Source organism: Marinobacter sp. EVN1 (assembly GCF_000475375.1).
Lineage (GTDB): Bacteria > Pseudomonadota > Gammaproteobacteria > Pseudomonadales > Oleiphilaceae > Marinobacter > Marinobacter nauticus.
In genome coordinates this window covers 26,655-45,482 of record NZ_AXCB01000017.1, presented here as the reverse complement: position 1 = coordinate 45,482, position 18,828 = coordinate 26,655, and the positions used below count along the sequence as shown (strand labels likewise).

Annotated in this window: 18 protein-coding genes; 10 read left to right on the top strand and 8 right to left on the bottom strand. The window is 59.4% G+C overall.

The genetic code is table 11. The features are described from left to right. Positions 1-13 precede the first annotated feature (13 nt). From Q674_RS29260 to Q674_RS29250, 3 genes are all read left to right on the top strand, one after another. Entirely contained in the window at positions 14-1,033 is a 1,020-nt protein-coding gene (locus Q674_RS29260; RefSeq protein WP_022991331.1) for an aspartate carbamoyltransferase catalytic subunit, read from the top strand. Next, positions 1,030-2,343 carry a dihydroorotase gene (locus Q674_RS29255; RefSeq protein ID WP_014422990.1) on the top strand — a complete coding sequence of 438 codons (1,314 nt, stop codon included), beginning with the start codon at positions 1,030-1,032 and terminating at the stop codon, positions 2,341-2,343. The genes Q674_RS29260 and Q674_RS29255 overlap by 4 nt, the downstream gene beginning before the upstream one ends. Positions 2,344-2,535: 192 nt before the next feature. Beyond that, entirely contained in the window at positions 2,536-3,555 is a 1,020-nt protein-coding gene (locus tag Q674_RS29250; protein WP_014422989.1) for a putative solute-binding protein, read from the top strand. Between the two features lie 37 nt (positions 3,556-3,592). On the opposite strand, the gene Q674_RS29245 is transcribed toward Q674_RS29250, so the two are convergent. Beyond that, complete coding sequence (locus Q674_RS29245) at positions 3,593-3,865, bottom strand: HU family DNA-binding protein (RefSeq protein WP_014422988.1); 273 nt, start codon at positions 3,863-3,865, stop codon at positions 3,593-3,595. A gap of 309 nt (positions 3,866-4,174) precedes the next feature. Between Q674_RS29245 and Q674_RS29240 the strand changes: the two genes are divergently transcribed. Next, positions 4,175-5,179 carry a hypothetical protein gene (locus tag Q674_RS29240; protein WP_023008696.1) on the top strand — a complete coding sequence of 335 codons (1,005 nt, stop codon included), beginning with the start codon at positions 4,175-4,177 and terminating at the stop codon, positions 5,177-5,179. A 25-nt stretch (positions 5,180-5,204) separates the two neighbouring features. Further along, complete coding sequence (locus tag Q674_RS29235) at positions 5,205-7,271, top strand: TRAP transporter large permease subunit (protein ID WP_014422985.1); 2,067 nt, start codon at positions 5,205-5,207, stop codon at positions 7,269-7,271. A gap of 104 nt (positions 7,272-7,375) precedes the next feature. Here Q674_RS29235 and Q674_RS29230 read toward each other — a convergent pair whose 3' ends face one another. The 6 genes from Q674_RS29230 to mutM form a co-directional block, all read right to left on the bottom strand. Then, positions 7,376-8,911, bottom strand: coding sequence for a phosphoenolpyruvate carboxykinase (locus Q674_RS29230; RefSeq protein ID WP_011787158.1), 1,536 nt, complete (start codon positions 8,909-8,911; stop codon positions 7,376-7,378). Between the two features lie 174 nt (positions 8,912-9,085). Then, a complete protein-coding gene (gene hslO, locus Q674_RS29225; RefSeq protein WP_023008695.1) occupies positions 9,086-9,940 on the bottom strand; it encodes an Hsp33 family molecular chaperone HslO in 855 nt (284 codons plus the stop codon). An 87-nt stretch (positions 9,941-10,027) separates the two neighbouring features. Next, entirely contained in the window at positions 10,028-10,435 is a 408-nt protein-coding gene (hslR, locus tag Q674_RS29220; RefSeq protein WP_011787156.1) for a ribosome-associated heat shock protein Hsp15, read from the bottom strand. 48 nt (positions 10,436-10,483) lie between these two features. After that, the gene (gene yrfG / locus Q674_RS29215; protein WP_023008694.1) at positions 10,484-11,173 is read right to left on the bottom strand and encodes a GMP/IMP nucleotidase; all 690 of its coding nucleotides are present in this window, start codon (positions 11,171-11,173) and stop codon (positions 10,484-10,486) included. A gap of 86 nt (positions 11,174-11,259) precedes the next feature. Next, positions 11,260-11,592 carry a hypothetical protein gene (locus Q674_RS29210; protein ID WP_011787154.1) on the bottom strand — a complete coding sequence of 111 codons (333 nt, stop codon included), beginning with the start codon at positions 11,590-11,592 and terminating at the stop codon, positions 11,260-11,262. Positions 11,593-11,768: 176 nt separating this feature from the next. Then, complete coding sequence (gene mutM / locus Q674_RS29205) at positions 11,769-12,581, bottom strand: bifunctional DNA-formamidopyrimidine glycosylase/DNA-(apurinic or apyrimidinic site) lyase (RefSeq protein WP_023008693.1); 813 nt, start codon at positions 12,579-12,581, stop codon at positions 11,769-11,771. Between the two features lie 187 nt (positions 12,582-12,768). Here mutM and Q674_RS29200 point away from each other — a divergent pair, with 187 nt between their 5' ends. Then, complete coding sequence (locus Q674_RS29200; protein ID WP_011787152.1) at positions 12,769-13,947, top strand: acyl-CoA desaturase; 1,179 nt, start codon at positions 12,769-12,771, stop codon at positions 13,945-13,947. Positions 13,948-13,984: 37 nt separating this feature from the next. On the opposite strand, the gene rsmD is transcribed toward Q674_RS29200, so the two are convergent. Then, a complete protein-coding gene (gene rsmD / locus Q674_RS29195) occupies positions 13,985-14,620 on the bottom strand; it encodes a 16S rRNA (guanine(966)-N(2))-methyltransferase RsmD (protein ID WP_014422982.1) in 636 nt (211 codons plus the stop codon). Positions 14,621-14,824: 204 nt separating this feature from the next. On the opposite strand from rsmD, the gene ftsY reads away from it, so the two are divergent. From ftsY to rpoH, 4 genes are all read left to right on the top strand, one after another. Continuing rightward, positions 14,825-16,042, top strand: coding sequence for a signal recognition particle-docking protein FtsY (gene ftsY / locus Q674_RS29190; protein WP_014422981.1), 1,218 nt, complete (start codon positions 14,825-14,827; stop codon positions 16,040-16,042). Positions 16,043-16,069: 27 nt separating this feature from the next. Continuing rightward, complete coding sequence (gene ftsE / locus Q674_RS29185) at positions 16,070-16,744, top strand: cell division ATP-binding protein FtsE (protein WP_014422980.1); 675 nt, start codon at positions 16,070-16,072, stop codon at positions 16,742-16,744. After that, positions 16,734-17,738, top strand: coding sequence for a permease-like cell division protein FtsX (gene ftsX, locus Q674_RS29180; protein ID WP_023008692.1), 1,005 nt, complete (start codon positions 16,734-16,736; stop codon positions 17,736-17,738). The genes ftsE and ftsX overlap by 11 nt, the downstream gene beginning before the upstream one ends. Positions 17,739-17,930: 192 nt before the next feature. Beyond that, positions 17,931-18,791 (top strand): RNA polymerase sigma factor RpoH, encoded by an 861-nt coding sequence (gene rpoH / locus Q674_RS29175; RefSeq protein ID WP_014422978.1) that lies wholly within the window; start codon positions 17,931-17,933, stop codon positions 18,789-18,791. Positions 18,792-18,828 lie beyond the last annotated feature (37 nt).

Genomic DNA, 18,828 nt, shown 5'->3' with positions numbered 1-18,828 from the left:
TAACAGGCGAGCCATGACCGCGAACGACCCTTCCCCGAACCACTTGCAGCTGACCCGGGATGGTCAGTTGCGGCATTTCCTGACGCTGGATGGCCTGGGCCAGCCACTGCTCACGGATATTCTCGACACCGCCGACTCCTTTATTGAGGTGGGAGAGAGAAGTATCAAGAAAGTGCCCCTTCTCAGAGGCCGCACCGTAGTCAACCTGTTCTTTGAATCCAGTACCCGGACCAGGAGTACGTTCGAACTCGCGGCCAAGCGCCTTTCTGCCGACGTCCTGAACCTGGATATTTCTACCTCAGCTACCTCCAAGGGTGAATCCCTGTCCGATACCCTGCTTAATCTGGAGGCCATGGCTTCGGATATGTTCGTAGTGCGTCATTCCCAGAGCGGCGCGCCGCATTTCATAGCCGAGAGTGTGACCCCGGGCGTTGCCATCATCAATGCCGGTGACGGCCGCCACGCCCATCCCACCCAGGCGATGCTGGACATGCTGACCATCCGTCAGCACAAGGGCCGATTCGAAGGCCTGAAAGTTGCCATTGTCGGGGATGTGCTGCACTCCCGGGTGGCGCGCTCGCAGATTCGTGCTTTGAATGTGCTGGGCGCGGAAGAGGTGCGGGTGATTGCTCCCGGCACGCTGCTGCCCAGAGATGTCGAGGATCTTGGCTGTACCGTGGAATACGATATGGCCCGGGGCATGAAAGACCTGGATGTGGTGATCATGCTGAGGCTTCAGAAGGAGCGCATGGAAGGTGCCCTGCTACCCAGTGAACGTGAGTTTTACCGTCTGTACGGGCTGAATCAGGAAAAGCTGGGGCTGGCAAAGCCCGATTGCATCGTTATGCATCCGGGCCCGATCAACCGCGGGGTCGAGATTGAGTCGGCAGTGGCCGATGGGCCCCAGTCGGTCATTCTTAACCAGGTCACCAATGGTATTGCTATCCGGATGGCGGTGATGTCCATGGCCATGGGTGGTCAGATGGCGGAGCGTCAGCAAAGACAGCAGGAACAGCAGGAGGGCCGGGCATGACAGCGTCAGCGAACTGGAATGAGGGCGGCCTGAAACTGACCGGCGGGCAGTTGTTTGAGCCGGGCAAGGGGTTGATCAGTAACCCGGGCTTGTTGGTGCGCAATGGTCGCATAGAGGCGGTTGGAGAGCAGGCCCAGGCAGCCGAGAGCGCCGCAACACTGGACGCCGCCGGGCAGGTGATCGCGCCCGGTTTTATCGACCTGTGCTGTAATCTCCGGGAGCCGGGCAATGGCCAGAAGGGCAATATTGCCTCGGAAACACGAGCCGCCGCCCATGGTGGTTTCACCACGGTCTGTGCCTCGCCGGAAACCTCGCCGGTCAATGATTCCGGTGCCGTGACCAATCTGATTCTCGACAGCGTGGCCTCCCGAGGTGTGGTTCGGGTGCTGCCGATCGGTGCCATCACCCGTGGCCTTGATGGCGATATGCTCAGTGATATGGCCGGCCTGAAAGCAGCCGGTTGCGTGGCGGTCGGCAATGGTTCCCGGGGCGTGCGCAATGCCCGCATTCTGCGCCGGTGTATGGCCTATGCCCAGACCTTCGGACTGACCGTGATGTTCAGTCCGGAAAATACGGCACTGGCGGCCGATGGCTACGCCCATGATGGCCAGGTCACCACGCGTCTGGGGCTACTGGGTATTCCCGAGGTGGCCGAAACGGCCGCGGTTATGGAAATGCTACTGCTGGCAGAAGAGACCGGGGTGCGCCTGCACCTGAGCCAGCTGTCCTGCGCCCGCAGCGTCGAGATGCTGGCCCAGGCCCGGGATCGCGGCGTGAAGGTTACCGCCGATGTTGCCATGCACCAGTTGGTCTTCACCGAGTCGGCCCTGGCCGGCTTCGACAGTCGTTTTCATGTCCGGCCTCCCCTGCGCGGGGAAGCCGACCGTCAGGCGCTGGTGGCCGGTGTGCGGGACGGCGTTATCGATGCAATTGTGAGTCAGCATCAGCCCCATGATTCCGCGGCCAAGCAGGCCCCGCTGCCCGCGACCGAGCCCGGGCTGTCAAGCATCGAGAGCGTGCTGTCCCTGGGTCTGGAGCTGGTACAGAATCATGAGTTGGAGCTGCCGGATTTGCTGCGGGCACTGACCGCCGGGCCGGCGGCTGTGCTGGGCCGGGAAGTGGCTCTGACGGCCGGCTCTGCCGCTGATCTTTGCCTGTTTGACCCGGATGGCCACTGGCAGCCTTCCGCAGCAACGCTGCTGTCGGCTGGGCGGCACGCTCCGGTTCTGGAACGAGCCCTGCCAGGGGAGGTGAAACTCACCCTGGTGGCAGGTCGCACCGCCTGGCAGGCTCCCGGTACCCCACTTTGAAAAATGAGGCAGAGGTGGCTCCGCCTCTGTCGACATCATCACAGAACTCGCCGGTTTTGCTGAAAAACCCTTGATGGCAGGCACCTGAGCCAACGTATTCTATGACCTGACCCTCTACGGTCAGGTCATAGAATACGAGAGCCAGTCACCCGGATGTGACCGGCCCGACAATAAAAACTCAGGAGTCATCCCGTGAAATCAATCCGCTTTTCCCGCCGGCTCGCCATGGCGGCCGTCCTGTGTGCCAGCGTGGTGGCACCCTCCCTGGTTCAGGCCCAGGATGAAATCCTTGAGCGCAGTTTCTGTGTGTTTGACCCGGTTGGTGCCAATGGCCCGCTGTTTGCCATTACCAAGGAGTTCCAGCCGGTGGCCCTCAAGCGAGGCATCAAGCTGGAACTGCGTGCCTACACCGATGAAAAAGTAGCGGCCGAAGACTTCAAGGCCGGTCAGTGCGATGCCGTGTTGCTGACCGGCACCCGTGCCCGGGAATTCAACAAGTTTACCGGCAGTCTCGAAGCCATGGGGGCCGTGCCGGGTGAAGAAGAAATGCGCCTGTTGTACAACACCCTGAGCCAGCCCAAGGCCCGGCCGTTCCTGGTTGACGGTCCCTATGAGGTTGCCGGTGTCTTTCCTGCCGGGGCCATTTACCTGTATACCCGCGACCGGGCCATTGATTCGGTCGAGAAACTCCAGGGCAAACGCATCGCAACGCTGGATTACGACTCGGCCTCCGTGCGCATGGTCCGTCATGTCGGAGCATCGGTGGTTGGCTCCAACTCCGCCAACTTTGCCGGCAAGTTCAATAATGGCAGTGTCGACCTGGCCTATGCACCAGCCGTGGCCTATCAGCCTCTGGAACTCTATAAGGGCGTTAATTCCAAGGGTGGGGTGTTCAAGTATGCCCTGGCGTACATGAACTTCCAGGTCATTATTCATCGGGATCGTTTCCCGGAAGACGCCGGCCAGATGGTTCGGGATGAGTCCATCAAGCGGATTGATCAGGCCTACGAGATCATTGCAGAAGCGGAGTCCGGGATTCCTGCCGACGTCTGGATGCACCCGCCCCGGGAAGACGTGGCCGAGTACGACAAGATGCTGCGCCAGGTTCGTCTCTCACTGTTGGAGGACGGGGTCTACGACGAGCGCGCCATCAAGTTGATGAAGGCGATTCGCTGTCGGGTGGATGGCTCCCGTTCGGAGTGCGCCTCCTGAGGCACTGAGCGGCCCGCATACAGCGGGCCGCAGGTGATCAGCGGATGGCGTCTTTCAGGGCCTTGCCGGCCTTGAAACCCACGGTCTTGCTGGCAGGGATCTGGATGCTTGCGCCGGTTTGCGGATTGCGTCCGCTGCGGGCTTCCCGGCTGCGGATGTTGAAGGTACCGAAACCGATCAGTGTCACGTCTTCTCCCCGCGCGGCAGCCGCCGATACCTGGTCGGTAAAGGCGTTGATTACCTCTCCGGCCTTTTCCCGGGTAAGCCCGGTTTTGTCGGCAATGGCAGCAGCAAGTTCAGGTTTGCGCATCGGATACTCCTGATTATTCGTTCTGATTGTTGTTGGTTATTGCCTCGGCCAGGCCGGAGGCTGAAGCAATCTATAGTGGCTTTGGGCTGAATCTGCAAACCTTCTTCGGTAACGATATGTTCCCGGAGGCGTCATTTGCGGGATCGGTCTCATAAACCCGGGGCGGAGTTCGTCATAATGAACGCCGGTTACAGACTGTAACAAACGGTGCAGTCCGCCCCCATCTTCTGGACAAAACACAAGAACAAAAGGTTGAAAGGTATGAAGGGTTTCCGGAGATCCCCGACAACATCATCTGGGCTTCGCGGCATGATGGCGACATTGACTGCCGGTCTCCTGCTGAGCGGCTGCGGGGCGGTCAATAACATGATCTACAAGACCACGGGGGATGTCATGAAGGGCTTCTCCCGCAACCATACCGTCCCCTACCTCATGGAGTCGGACGATCTGGCCATGGGCTGTTCCATGAGCGAGGCTACCGCGCCGCTGTTGATGTCGTTTGGTCGGGTAACCAGTGAGCCGGATCAACTGGCAGTCATGCTCTACCTGTCTTCGGGCAGCTGTGCGGAAGAGCAGGCCAGGGAGCATGAGCTGGCAGGGTTGGCCGCCATGTACGCCATGGACGCGACCGCCGCGGAAGACGCCTTTATTCGCCAGAAGCGTGCTCATACCCTGGCCGCTCGCCGCTATCTGAAAAGCTGGCAGCATCACAATAGCCACTATGGCAACCCGGATGAAACCGAGTGCCCGGATTTCGACGATGACATGGACGAGTTCATGTACATGGCCGGTTTGCTGTCCGGGCTGCAGGCGCTTAACGCCCAGATCCAGGCCACTTCCTCGGTGGGCGTTCCGTTCAATACCGGCTCCGTGGTGGGCCGTGCTACCCAGTGTCTGGATAACAAGAAATGGTGGGGCGCCCCCATGGGCCTGCGTGCCACGGTCTGGGCCATGATCCCGGGAACCCAGCCGCAGGGTGAAGATGCCTTCGAGCGCCTGGCCATTGCCGCGGAGCAGGGCGAGGAAGCTGGCGTCCGACTGGGCCATGTGTTCCAGGCCATTGCGGCTATGAACAAGAATGATGAAGCCCTGGTGAAGTCGGTTATCCGGGACCATGCTGAATCCCTTGAGGCCAATCCGGCCAGCGAAGAGTGGCGGTTTGTGGATGCCATGGCGACCAACATGCTGGTGGCGATTTCGGATCGGTTGTGGGTGGAAAACACCGGCCACCGAACCCCCATCGGGCAGTTCGGTGCCTTCTGGGACGACCAGCGTGAACCGGTCGAGACCATGGATCTGGATGACCTGTTGTAACCATCATTAAGCCGAGTAAGCCGTTATGCCCCAGGGTGGTTTTCGTCGTAGTGGTCTGGAGTGGTTTTCATCGCTGCCGGCCTGTCTGTTGTTGCTGGCTGTGGTTCTGTTCTCCACCAGCAGTGATATTCATAATCAGATGTTGCGCGCTGGTGAGCAGCTCTGGAGCGGTTATTACAAGCTGCGCATGGACCCGGTACAACCGGAGTGCGACCTCAACCGGGATATTGAGGCAGAGGTCGCTCGGGAGCTGGCTGAGCAAGCGCCGGCAGACGACCCGATGGCAGCACTGCTTGGCACCCATGAAAAAGACCCCCGGGAAGTCCGTCTTGCCATAGAGCGCTCGGTGGCGGATTGCCGGGCCGCTCACGCCAGTTACGAAGACCTGCAGGACAAACTGACTCCCGGTGTGAAAGCCTATCGGGCGGTAGAGCTTTTTGTAGCCGACCTGATCGCGTTCGGGCTCACAGCCCAACGCTATGTTCTGGTGATTCTGGTGATGCTGTGTGCGGTGACCGCCACACTCACCCGCCATCACATTGCCATGCGAGCCATGGAGACCCGGTTGGACTACACCGTCTCCTATACCCTGCAAACCATTGCCAACGCCATGTTGCTGGGCTCGTCGGTGATCTTCCGGCAATCCAGCCTGGCCAGCAGCACCACAGTATCTGGTGAGGAGCTGCTGCTGCACAATTTCTGGATTGTCGGCTTTGCCTGCCTGACACTGGCGAGCCTCTATCGCCTGTTCCGCGTGCCCGACAATCTGGCGCCGGGGGGCAATCTGAACCAGGCGTTTCTGTCGGTTCCGCTCTATACCGTGATGTGTCTGATTTCAGGTACTTACTTCGCGCTGATCGGTCATTCCTCCGGTATCGGGATCTATCTGGGCAAGATGATGGAGCTGGCCGACATGTTCCTGAATGTCGGGCTGTACGTGTGGGTGGGCATGATGCTGAAGCAGACGCGCCTGGCGACACTGGTTTTCAATATTTTCCGGCCCTGGCGTATGCCGCCGGAGATGCTGGCGGTGGTGGCTGTTCTGGTGGCGGCGGTGCCTACCGCCTATACCGGTGCTTCCGGTATTTTTGTGATTGCTGCCGGTGCTGTTATCTACAGTGAGCTCCGAGCGGCGGGCGCGCGCAGACATCTGGCCCTGGCGGCCACGGCCATGTCGGGCTCCCTGGGTGTGGTATTGCGGCCGTGTCTGCTGGTGGTGGTGATTGCCTACCTGAACCGCGAAGTGACGACCGATGAGTTGTTTGGCTGGGGCATCTGGGTATTCGTACTGACCGCCACCATGTTTGCGATGGTGGCTCTCACGGTGAACCGGCAGAGCCAGTTTGACCTTGCCCCGGCGGCCGATGCCTTTCCGGCGTCCATTCAGGCTTTGCGGCCATTGATTCCCTATGTGATCGTGATCGCTGCCGTAGTGCTGTTCTACCGGCTTGCCCTGGATGTGAAGATGGACGAATTTTCGGCGCCCCGGTTGCTGCCGGTGATCATGCTGGCCATTCTGGTATATGAGCATATCAGCCTGAAAAATGGCCGGGGCCGGGCGTCCGGTGAGATCAATCACCAGGGGCTGGAGCGCAGCGTTCGTGGCGCGACCAACGATACCACCGCTGAGATTGGCGCCCTTTTGTTGCTGCTGGGGCTGTCGGTGAGCATTGGTGGTGTGATCGAGCGCTCCCACATCATGGAAACTTTCCCTCAGGCGTTCGACAGTCCCTGGTCTGCCATGCTGCTGATGGTAGTGATCCTGGTGATCCTGGGGATGATCATGGACGCCTTCGGGGCGGTGATTCTGGTAACCGCAACCGTGGCAACCATAGCCTACTCCAGCGGTATTCACCCGGTGCATTTCTGGATGGTGACGCTGGTGGCCTTCGAGCTCGGCTACCTGAGCCCGCCTGTGGCCCTGAACCATCTGCTCACCCGCCAGGTGGTGGGCGAGGCTGAGGTGCTGGCGGCCCAGCAGGAAGGTGGAACCTTCTACCAGCGCCATGAACGCATCATCATGCCACTGATTGCCATGGGTATTTCCCTGGTACTGGTGGCCTTTGTGCCGTTGCTGTTCTACGCCAACTGATCGCTCTGCCGGCGGCCTGTCTGGTTTGTGTTCTCAAACCAAAGGCACAAAAAAAGCGCCGAGCTTTCGCAAGGCGCTTTTTTTATGGCAGTGGGAAAGCGGCTTTAGCCGGCTTTCGGGCCCGCCTCAACAATGGCGTCGGCCACGTCGAACTTCTTGAAGTTCTCCACGAACTGGGCAATCAGCTCCTGGGCCTTGCCATCGTAGTAGTCCGGGCTGACCCAGGTGGTGCGCGGGTTCAGCAGCTCGGTGTCTACGCCCGGAACATGCTTGGGCACGTCCAGGTTCAGGGCATCCAGGTGCTCAGTTTCGACGTCGTCCAGATCACCGTTCTGGATGGCGGCAATGATGGCGCGGGTGGTCGGAATGCTGAAGCGCTTGCCTTCACCGTAGGGGCCGCCGGTCCAGCCGGTGTTGACCAGAAATACCTTGCTGCCGAATTCGTCGATACGCTTCATCAGCAGCTCGGCATAGACGCCGGCCGGGCGCGGGAAGAACGGCGCACCAAAGCAGGTGGAGAAGGTGGACTTCAGCTTGGAGGATGAGCCCATTTCGGTGGAGCCCACCAGCGCGGTGTAGCCACTCAGGAAGTGGTAAGCGGCAGCTTCACGACTCAGGATGGATACCGGAGGCAGAACGCCGGTCATGTCGCAGGTCAGGAAGATGATGTGCGAGGGCTCACCGGCACGGTTCTCGATCACGCGCTTTTCGACGTGCTCGAGCGGATAGGCGCAGCGGGAGTTTTCGGTCAGTGAAACGTCGTTGTAGTCCGGCTCGCGGGTCTCCGGATCAATCATCACGTTCTCGACGATGGCGCCGAAACGGATGGCGTCCCAGATGATCGGTTCGTTCTTCTGGCTCAGGTCGATGCACTTGGCGTAGCAACCGCCTTCAATATTGAATACGGTGCCCGGGCCCCAGCCGTGCTCATCGTCACCGATCAGGAACCGGTGCGGGTCTGCAGACAGGGTGGTTTTGCCGGTGCCGGACAGGCCGAAGAACAGGCATGTCTCGCCGGTTTCACTGACGTTGGCTGAGCAGTGCATGGGCAACACGTCTTTCTCGGGCAGAAGGAAGTTCTGAACCGAGAACATGGCTTTTTTCATTTCGCCTGCGTAGTGCATGCCGGCCAGCAACACCTTGCGCTTGGCGAAGTTGATGATGACGCAGCCGTTGGAGTTGGTGCCATCACGCTCCGGTACACACTCGAAATTAGCGGCGTTGAGAATCTGCCATTCTTGCTTGTCGGCCGGATTGAAGCTATCCGGGCGAATGAACAGGTTGCGGCCGAACAGGTTCTGCCACGCGGTTTCCGTGGTCATTTTTACCGGCAGGTAGTGTTCCGGGTCGGAACCAACGTGAACGTGAGAGACGAAGCGGTCTTTTTCAGCGATGTAGGCTTCAACGCGATCCCACAGGGCATCGAACTTTTCAGCATCGAACGGGCGGTTGATCGGACCCCAGTGAATGTCGTCGGCGGTGCTGGGCTCCTCGACGATAAAGCGGTCCATAGGAGACCGGCCGGTACGCTCACCGGTGGTGACCACCAGAGAACCGTTGGATGCCAGCTGGCCTTCGTTCCTTGCTAATGCCAGCTCGACCAGTCGTGCTGTACTCAGATCATTATAAGTGTTGCTCACTTCGACCTCGCCCTCGGGATGTCTTCGTGATTGCCCAGGCCGTCCCCCCGAAAATTGACGGAAAACTGAACAATCGGGTCAATTCAGGCGCGCTATTATGCCAGAGACGCCTGCAAAAAACGACTGCCCTGAAAGCCGCGCCAGAGGCGGCTTCCGGGCAAGTTCAGTGACTGCTTAGTGTAACGTATGGCCGGTGAAAAGGTGATCAATGTCATTTCTATTAAAGCGATAGTTTGCGTGACAGAACTGGCAGTCCATGTTGATGCTGCCCTGTTCGTCGAGGATGCTGTAGCACTCGTCCTTGCCGATGGCCTCCAGAGCGGCCAGGGTGCGCTCCCGGGAGCAGCTGCATCGGAAGGCAACCGGATCCGGCTCGAACAGACGCACGGTTTCTTCGTGGAACAGCCGGTGCAGAAGAGTTTCACTGTCCAGAGTAAGTAGCTCCTCGGCTTCGATCGTCGCGGCAAGGTGGTTCACCCGGTTCCACAGGTCATCGTCGTCATCGGTATGGCCGGGCAGGCGCTGGAGTAACAGGCCTGCAGCGGTATCCTCGTTGGCAAACAGGAACAGGCTGGTGGCGATCTGCTCGGAGCGCTCGAAGTACTCTTCCAGGCAGCCGGCCAGGGTTTCTGATTCCCGTGGCACCACGCCTTGGTAGCGCTGGCCCTGCTCCGGGGTGATGGTGATGGCCATGCGGCTTTGTCCGAGCAACTCGTGCAGGGTTTCGCCGCTGACCGCATCGGCATCAAAGCGGGCCAGGCCGCGGATGTGGCGGTCATGGCTGCATTCGGCCATCAGCGTGCTCAGGGCACCTTCACCCGCTGCCTGCAGCGAGAGAGTGCCTTTGAACTTCAGGGTGCTGCTCATCAGCACGCTGGCTACCAGGGATTCTCCCAGTAGCTCGCGGACTGAATCAGGGTAGGGGGCCTGGCCGGTGATTTCCTTGAAACTCTCGCCCAGCTGTACCCAGGCACCCCGCACCTGGCTGTGTTCAAAGAGAAAGCGTTGGAACTGGTCGCGGGATGCCATGGTGTCTCCTGGAGCTGATGTATGGATTTACTGGGAGTTACTGAAACGGGGTTGTATACGGGTTGTCAGATACGTGGGATTAAATGATTAGAGACCATTCTGTTCCCGGAAGCGCTGGATATCCCGGCGATCTTTCTTGCTCGGCCTTCGAGCCGGGGGCAGCTGTGCAGCCTGCATGGTCTTGCGTTGCCAGGCCAGGTCTTCCCGCCGTTTCACGCTGTCGTCGGTTTCGTGATAGAGCTTCTGGGCTTCAGGGGCGCCCCGGCGTCGGTCGCTGATGTCGTCGACGATCACGATCTTTTCCTGCCAGCCCAGGCGCAGGGTCACTTTGGCGCCGGTCTCAACGATCTTACCGGGCTTGGTGCGCTGGCTGTTGTAGTGCACCTTGCCGCCTTCAATCGCCTCTTTGGCGAGCGAGCGGGTTTTATAGAATCGCGCTGCCCACAGCCATTTATCGAGCCGGACTTTCTGATCGTCTGCGTTCGCCGCCGTCATATCTCCTCACCTGTCGGGCACATGCCGCAATAACCCATTATAACCCCCTCATGGGGTGGATGGCACTGCTGTATGTGAGCGTAAGGCAGGCAGCACTTCATCGAAGTGATGAATGCCGGGAATGTCCGGGTGGTGGTCTTTGGCTGGCTGCTGGCTATCGGGGGCCAGAATCGCCAGGCACTGGCCAATACCGGCGGCCCGGGCACTCTCAAGCACCGGGAAACTGTCGTCGACCATCAGGGTAGATTGGTGGCGATAGGGGGAGCGGCTGGCAAGGTCCTGCCAGAACACCGGGTCCTCTTTGGGCTTGCCCAGTTCGTGGCTGGAGACGATGCCATCAACATGCTGATCCAGCCCGGTCCGTTGAAGTTTCAGGGCCAGAGGATCCGGATGGCAGTTGGTGACGATGACCGAGCGCAGTCCGGCCTGGCGCAGTGCGGCCAGGAAGTCGGTTACATGGGGGCGGTAGCCAATGCGGTCGCCAACTTCCGCCTTAAGGCCGGTTATGTCCAGGGCAAGGCGTTCGCTCCAGTAATCGGTGCAGTACCAGTTCAGTGAGCCCCGCTCGGCCATAATCATCGGAATCAGGTAGTCCCGGGCCTCGGTTGGGTGCAGGTCAAAGTGTTCGGCATAGCGCCTTGGCAGGTGCTCCAGCCAGAAGTGGTTGTCGAAATGCAGATCCAGCAGTGTCCCGTCCATATCGAGGAACACGGTATCGAGGGTTGACCAGTCCACCATAAACAAAACAGCCTGAAGAATTTTCTTCAGGCTGCCTCAGATCCCGGCCAGTGGCAAGCCGGGATTTTACGGATCGGTAAGCCAAATCAGTTGTCGGACTGCTCCACCGTTTCTGACTTGCGACCGGTGCGGGTGCAGCCCAGGCAGCGCACGAAGGTGGCCTTAGCCGGGCCAACCACCAGCACTTCACCGGCTTCACCGGCATTGCCGCCAAGCGCCGAGAATGGCAGGGATACCAGATACACAGCACTACCAATAATGGTTGTGGCCAGCAGCGCCGGGCGCAGCAACACCGCATCGGCGGTCATGGCCAGCGCAGACGGGCTTTCGTCCACGGCACGGGCATGGCCGAGCGATGAGAATGCCAGCAGGCAGGCTGCGACGGTGGCTACCAGGGTGCGGGAAATCTTGCGGGTCATGTCATTCTCTCCTGAACGTATCAGCCCGGTTGGTCAGGGCTCGCCTGTCTCTGTATTGCGAGCCAGCATGTTCGCGCTGCGTGCGGCGACCGGGTACTAGCACTCCATTAACTATGAATCATATTGCCTCAATTTCAAACGGTTTTTCGTTGAAAAGTGTGAGCCGTTGCGGAATCTCAGCGCTGGCATCGGGGGCAGTAAACCGTCGATCGGTTGTTCATGCGGATCTCTTTCAGCGGGGTGTTGCATTCGGTGCAGGGCGCTCCCGCCTTGCCATAAACCAGTAGCGACTGGGCGAAATACCCCGGTTTGCCGTCGCTGTTGACGAAGTCCCGCAGAGTGGTGCCGCCCATCAGTATGGCGGCGCTGAGGGTTTCCCGGATGGCCTCGGCCAGCTTGTGATAGCGGTCCAGGCTGATGCGGCCGGCTTTCCGTTTCGGGTGAATGCCGGCCTTGAACAGGGCTTCGTTGGCGTAGATATTGCCCACGCCCACCACCACATCATTGTCCATAATGAAGGATTTGACCGGCGTCTGTTTCTGCCGGGACAGGCGAAAAAGCCAGGCGCCGTTGAAATCTTCGGATAAGGGTTCCGGCCCGAGCGCGCTGATCAGTGGATGCCGGTTCCAGTCGGTAGTCCACAGCCAACAGCCGAAGCGTCGCGGGTCATTGAAGCGCAGGCGGCGATGATTGCCGAGGACAAGCTCGACGTGATCGTGAGTCATGGCGGGGCTGTCGTCGGTGATCACTCTGAGACTGCCCGACATGCCCAGATGGACAATCACGGAACCAGTCTCCAGGTGCAGGAACAGGTATTTCGCCCTGCGCTCCACGGCACGGATGGTCTTGCCCTCCAGGTGCTCGGCCAGATCCGCCGGCACCGGCCAGCGCAGGCTGGGGTTGCGGACAATTACCCGCTGGATGGTCTGGCCTTCGCAGTGAGGCGCGATGCCCTGACGGGTGGTTTCAACTTCAGGTAATTCCGGCACAGAGCCTCCACCAACAGACAGATTTTGAGACGAAACAGTGTAATCGGTAACAAAAAAGCCGCCAAACCTGGTTGTCCAGGCTTACACCTGTACGCTAGAGTGGGCCTAACGATCACCCCCTTCGAGTGCCAGCGACATCCCTCAGCAGTATCGCCTTTCGAAGTTAATCGAGTTTCGAGGATTATCTATGTGGTTTAACGGTCTTCTGGACCTTTCTGTGTGGCAGCTGATCGCGGTCACTCTGGTGATGACACACATCACCATCGTCAGCGTTACCCTTTATCTGCATCGTCATTCGGCCCATAACGCGCTGGATCTGCATCCCGTCCTCAAGCACTTTTTCCGCTTCTGGCTCTGGCTGACCACGGCCCAGAACACCAAAGAGTGGACGGCCATCCACCGTAAACACCATGCCAAGTGCGAAACCGAGGAAGATCCTCACAGCCCGGTGGTGCTGGGTATTCGCAAGGTGCTGTTTGAGGGCGCTGAGTTATACGCAGCTTCTGCCACCCCTGAAACCCTTGAGCGCTATGGCCAGCGCACCCCGGAAGACTGGGTCGAGCGCAACCTCTACAGCCGGTACAAGACCCTGGGTATTGCCTTGATGGCAGTGATCAACCTGGCGCTGTTCGGGGTGCACGGTATCTGGATCTGGGCGGTCCAGATGATGTGGATTCCGGTATGGGCTGCCGGCGTGGTCAATGGTATCGGCCATTACCTGGGCTATCGGAATTTCGAATGCGCCGATAACGCCCGCAACATCTCGCCGCTGGGTATCCTGATTGGTGGTGAGGAGCTGCACAATAATCACCACACCTATCCTAATTCGGCCAAGCTGTCTCGTCGCTGGTACGAAGTGGACATCGGTTGGGGTTACATTCGTCTGTTCCAGCTGTTTGGTCTGGCGACGCCGAAAGGCTACCGGCCTATTGCTCATTATGTTCCGGGCAAGCAGGCGGTGGACGTGGAAACCGTTCAGGCTATCGCCAATAACCGCTTTGTGATCATGCGCCAGTATCGCAAGCGAGTAATGGAGCCGGTGCTGCGACAGCAGAAAGCGTTGATGGACGACGAAATTCGTCCCCGTTATCGCAAGCTCAAGCAATTGCTGTCTCGCGAAATCAGCCTGATCAAGCCTCGGGAAAAAGAACATCTCGACACGGTGCTGGAGCGCAACGAAGTGCTCAGGCTGATCTACGAGAAGAGTCATGAACTCCAAGCACTCTGGCGCCAGCGCGGGCTCAAGCCCCAGGACAAGCTGCAGGCGTTGATGGAGTGGTGTCGTGACGCCGAAGCCAGTGGTGTTCGTTACCTGGAAGAGTTTGCCGCGCACCTGCGAGCGTATTCCTTGCGCCCCGCTTCCTGAGACAGGCCTGCCTGTAGGATACGCCGGAAGCCCCCCGTTACTGGGCTTCCGGTTCCTCACCCCGTTCAACCCGGAAAAGACAGTAGCTGACCTGGCCTGCTGATTTCTGTCGGTGCAGATGCCAGCTGGCCGGTACCGCCGGCAAGGCTCTTTCACTCTCGTGTTCGACATAGATCCAGCCACCCGGCTTCACCCATTGCTGGGTGTCCAGCAGCGGTATCAACCGTTCAAGCCAGCCTTGCCGGAATGGCGGGTCCATAAACACGATGTCGTAGCCCCGGCCGTCACCCTTTGCCAGAAACTGTTCCACATCCTGGCAGGCGACATCCCCTTTGTTGGTTCCCAGCAGCCGGAGGTTGTCCCGGAGCGCTTTGGCCAGGGCGGGGGTGTGGTCCACCAGCGTTGCCTGTGCTGCTCCACGGGACAGTGCTTCCAGTCCCAGAGCCCCGGAACCGGCGAACAGATCCAGGCACCGGCTGCCTGCCAGGTGGAAGTTCAGCCAGTTGAACAGGGTTTCCCGGGTGCGGGCCGGGCTGGGCCGCACGCCGCCGGCGTCCGGAAAGCGCAGTTTCCGGCTGCGCCAGTCGCCGCCGATGATTCTCAGTTCGCCGGTTCCGGAGCCTTTGCCTGGTGAGACGACGGGTTTTTTGCGGGCTGGGGGACGTCGTGCCATAGGGGCGAGGCTCCGGGGAAATCATGGATGGCTGATGTTTGCGGCTATGGTACCGGAATCCACGAGACCGGTTAATCCTGCCCCATCACTTGTGCCGGCCAGTCTGTTAGAATGCTTCACTTATTTTGGCGAGCTGAGGTTCTTGTGTCCTCTTCGCGAACCTGCGGCCTGTGCCCGCCCTTTTTTCAGACAGATGGATAGATTATGACGGCAGAGTGGATTTCAGTCGGCCTGTTGGCCCTTCTTGTTCTGTTTTTTGTGCTGGATATCGCCGGCAACCGCAAGCGTGCGCCCCGGCCCAAGCCGGTACCTCAGCGTAAGCCGGAGGTGGTCAGGGGGCCGGCTCCTGTGCCAGCGGAACCGGAGGCCGAAACTGAAGTGCCGCCTGAACCCGCGGCAGAAGCCGCTGAGCCGGAAGCGGCTCAACCGGCTGTTGAGCCGGCTCCCGCGCCGGAACCCGTTCCGGCGGCGGAGCCTGAGGTTGAGCGCGAACCGGAAACCCGAGTCAGTGTCTTCGAACGCATCAAGCAGGGTCTGGGGAAAACCCGGGCCAGCCTGACCGGTGGTCTGGCCGACCTGTTCTCGGTGGGCAAGAAGATTGACGAAGATCTGCTGGAAGAAATCGAAACCACGTTGCTGATGGCCGATGTGGGTGTGACCGCCACCTCTGAGATCATCGACGCCCTGACCGAGAAACTCGAACGCAATCAGCTGAAAGATGGCGAAGCCCTGCGCAAGGCGCTACGGGATGAGTTGCATGGCCTTCTCAAGGACGTGACCCGGCCGCTGGAGATCGATGCTGGTAAACAGCCATACGTTATCCTGATGGTTGGCGTGAACGGTGTCGGCAAAACCACTACCATCGGCAAGCTCACCAAGAAATTCCAGAGCGAGGGTAAGTCGGTCATGCTGGCCGCTGGTGACACCTTCCGGGCGGCGGCGGTTGAGCAATTGCAGGTCTGGGGCGAGCGCAACAACGTTCCGGTGGTGGCCCAGCATACCGGCGCAGACAGTGCATCGGTAATTTTCGACGCCATCCAGTCTGCTCAATCCCGGGGTGTGGATGTGGTGATTGCAGACACCGCCGGTCGCCTGCAGAACAAGGACAACCTGATGAACGAGTTGTCCAAGGTCGTTCGGGTGATGAAGAAGCTGGATGAATCTGCGCCTCATGAGGTGATGTTGGTGCTGGATGCCGGCACCGGTCAGAATGCCCTGAGCCAGGCCCAGGTATTCCAGCAGGCAGTGGGTGTCTCCGGCATTACGCTCACGAAACTGGACGGCACGGCCAAAGGCGGTATTGTGTTTGCGATCGCCCGTCAGCTGCAGTTGCCAATCCGCTATATCGGGGTGGGAGAACAGGCCGAAGACCTGCGCAGCTTCGATGCCGAAACTTTTGTGGATGCGTTGTTCGAAGACTGACGCCGTAAAGACGGAGTAGCTGCCCCGATGATCGAGTTCCGCCAGGTAACCAAACGCTACGACAGTGATCACACCGCACTCAGGGCTGTGAACTTTCACCTGGACCGTGGTGAGCTGGCGTTTCTGACCGGGCATTCCGGCGCGGGCAAGAGTACCCTTCTGAAACTGATCATGGTGATGGAGCGCCCGACAGCGGGTGAGGTGATCGTGGGTGGCCAGAAACTGAATAGCCTGCCCCGCCGACAGATTCCTTACATCCGGCGTCATATCGGTGTGGTGTTCCAGAATCACCAGCTGTTGTTTGACCGCACGGTGTTCGACAACGTGGCCATGCCATTGGAGGTGATGGGGGCCTCGCCGGAAGATACCGGCCGGCGCGTGCGGGCGGCACTGGACAAGGTTGGTTTGCTGAAAAAGGAAAAGATGAACCCCATGCAGTTATCGGGGGGTGAGCAGCAGCGGGTCGGTATTGCCCGTGCGGTGGTAAACAAACCACCCGTACTGCTGGCGGACGAGCCGACCGGTAACCTGGATCCCGAATTGTCTGCAGACATCATGCGGTTGTTTACCCAGTTCAGTCAGGTTGGGGTAACGGTGCTTGTGGCAACCCACGATATTGCTCTGATTAATGAAATGAATCGACGTACGCTGACTCTGAATCAGGGCCAGCTGGTTGCTGGCGGAGGTGTGAGTGGCCACTGACTCTCGCCAGAAGCCGGATAATCGCCGGGGCGCTAACCGTTCGCGATCACTGTTGAGTGATCAGGCCCGGAGTTATCTGGGCCACCACCGGAAAGTAGCCCGGGATTCTATCCAGAGAATGTGGAAAACCCCGGTAGCCAGCGCCATGACCTGGACAGTGATGGGGGTAGCTCTGGCCTTGCCGGTTGCCCTGCTGTTGCTGTTGACCAGCCTGCAGGGTGTGAGTGCAGGCTGGGAGAGCACGGCCAGGATTACCGCCTATCTGGCGATGGAACTGCCGGCGGAGGAAGCCCGGGGTATGGCCGCGGACATTGAAAGCGATGGGCGAGTGGTATCGGTTCAGCTGGTCGAGCGTGATCAGGCCCTGGCCGACTTTCGAGCCAGTTCCGGGCTGGACGAGGCGCTGGATTTCCTGGAAGAGAATCCTTTGCCGCATACGCTGCTGATTACACCCGAAGACAGCGCTCGCTCGGCAGAGGGCGTTCAGGCACTGGTGACGTTTGTCGAGAATATGAACGGTATCGATCAGGTCCAGGTCGACCTGGGCTGGCTGCAACGCCTGAACGCAATGACCGACATCCTTGCCCGCGCCGTCTGGGCGCTGGCTTTGTTGCTGGGGGCTGCGGTTATCCTGGTGATTGGTAACACGGTACGTCTGGCCATCGAGAACCGGCGGGATGAAATCCTCGTGGCAAAACTGGTGGGCGGAACCGATGCTTTCGTTCGTCGCCCGTTTCTTTACACCGGCGCCTGGTTCGGGCTCGGGGGTGGCCTGGTGGCGTGGTTACTGATTCAGGTGTCGCTCTGGTGGTTAAGCGGCCCGATCGAGCGTCTTGCCGGGCTGTATCGCAGTGAGTTTACCTTGCAGGGACCGGGATTCGATGGCGCGCTGGCATTGATAATCGTAGCGATGCTGTTAGGCTGGCTGGGCGCCTGGGTTGCGGTGAGGCGTCATCTGGATGACATAGAGCCGGGCGATATTGCTGGAGGCTGATCCGGATCGCGGGAAAACCGTATTGAAAAAAGAGCCTTTTCTGACGTAGTTTGGTTTATAGAGAAGCAAAGGCGATCTTTCCAGATGTATGATTTTTAACGTTTTACTGGGGAGTTCGGGAACTAATTGAGTTCTTGGCGGTCTCATATTGAGTTGCTATATTTAAAGGCTGTCAGGTTCGGAGGTTAATGCATGGGTACGAGTTTACAGCTGGTTGACAGACTGGTTCCGGGTGCGAATCTCGAGTCGTATATCCAGGCGGCGAGTCGCATTCCTGTTCTCTCCGTTGATGAAGAGCGGGAACTGGCAGAACGGCTGCACTACCATGGCGATGTTGAGGCCGCGCGTCAGTTGGTGCTGTCGCACCTGCGCTTTGTGATTCACATTGCTCGCAGCTATTCCGGCTACGGCCTGGCCCAGGCCGACCTGATCCAGGAAGGCAACGTTGGCCTGATGAAGGCCGTCAAGCGGTTTAATCCTGAGTATGGCGTGCGTCTGGTGTCGTTTGCCGTGCACTGGATCAAGGCGGAGATTCACGAATTCATTCTGCGTAACTGGCGCATTGTGAAAGTGGCTACCACCAAGGCCCAGCGCAAGCTGTTCTTCAATCTGCGCAGCCAGAAGAAGAAGCTGGCATGGCTGAATCACGATGAGCTGAAAGCGGTCGCCAATGATCTGGGTGTCGAGCCCCACGTGGTGCGGGAAATGGAAGGTCGCCTGGCTTCCCAGGACACCGCTTTTGACGGCCCGATGGATGATGACGAAGACAACGCCTACCAGGCGCCGGCTTACTACTTGGAAGATCGCCGTAGCGATCCGGCGGTTCAGCTGGAAAACGCTGACTGGTCTGAGGACTCCAATGGCCGGCTGATGCAGGCGCTGGAGCAGTTGGACGAGCGCAGTCAGGATATTCTGCGTGAACGCTGGTTGTCGGAGAGCAAGTCGACGCTGCATGAGCTGGCCGACAAGTACGGGGTGTCCGCTGAGCGGATCCGCCAGCTTGAGAAAAACGCCATGAAGAAGATCCGGGTGCAGATGGCCGAGGTCGCCTGAGGCTTTATTGCAGCCCGGAAGCTGAAAACGCCACCAC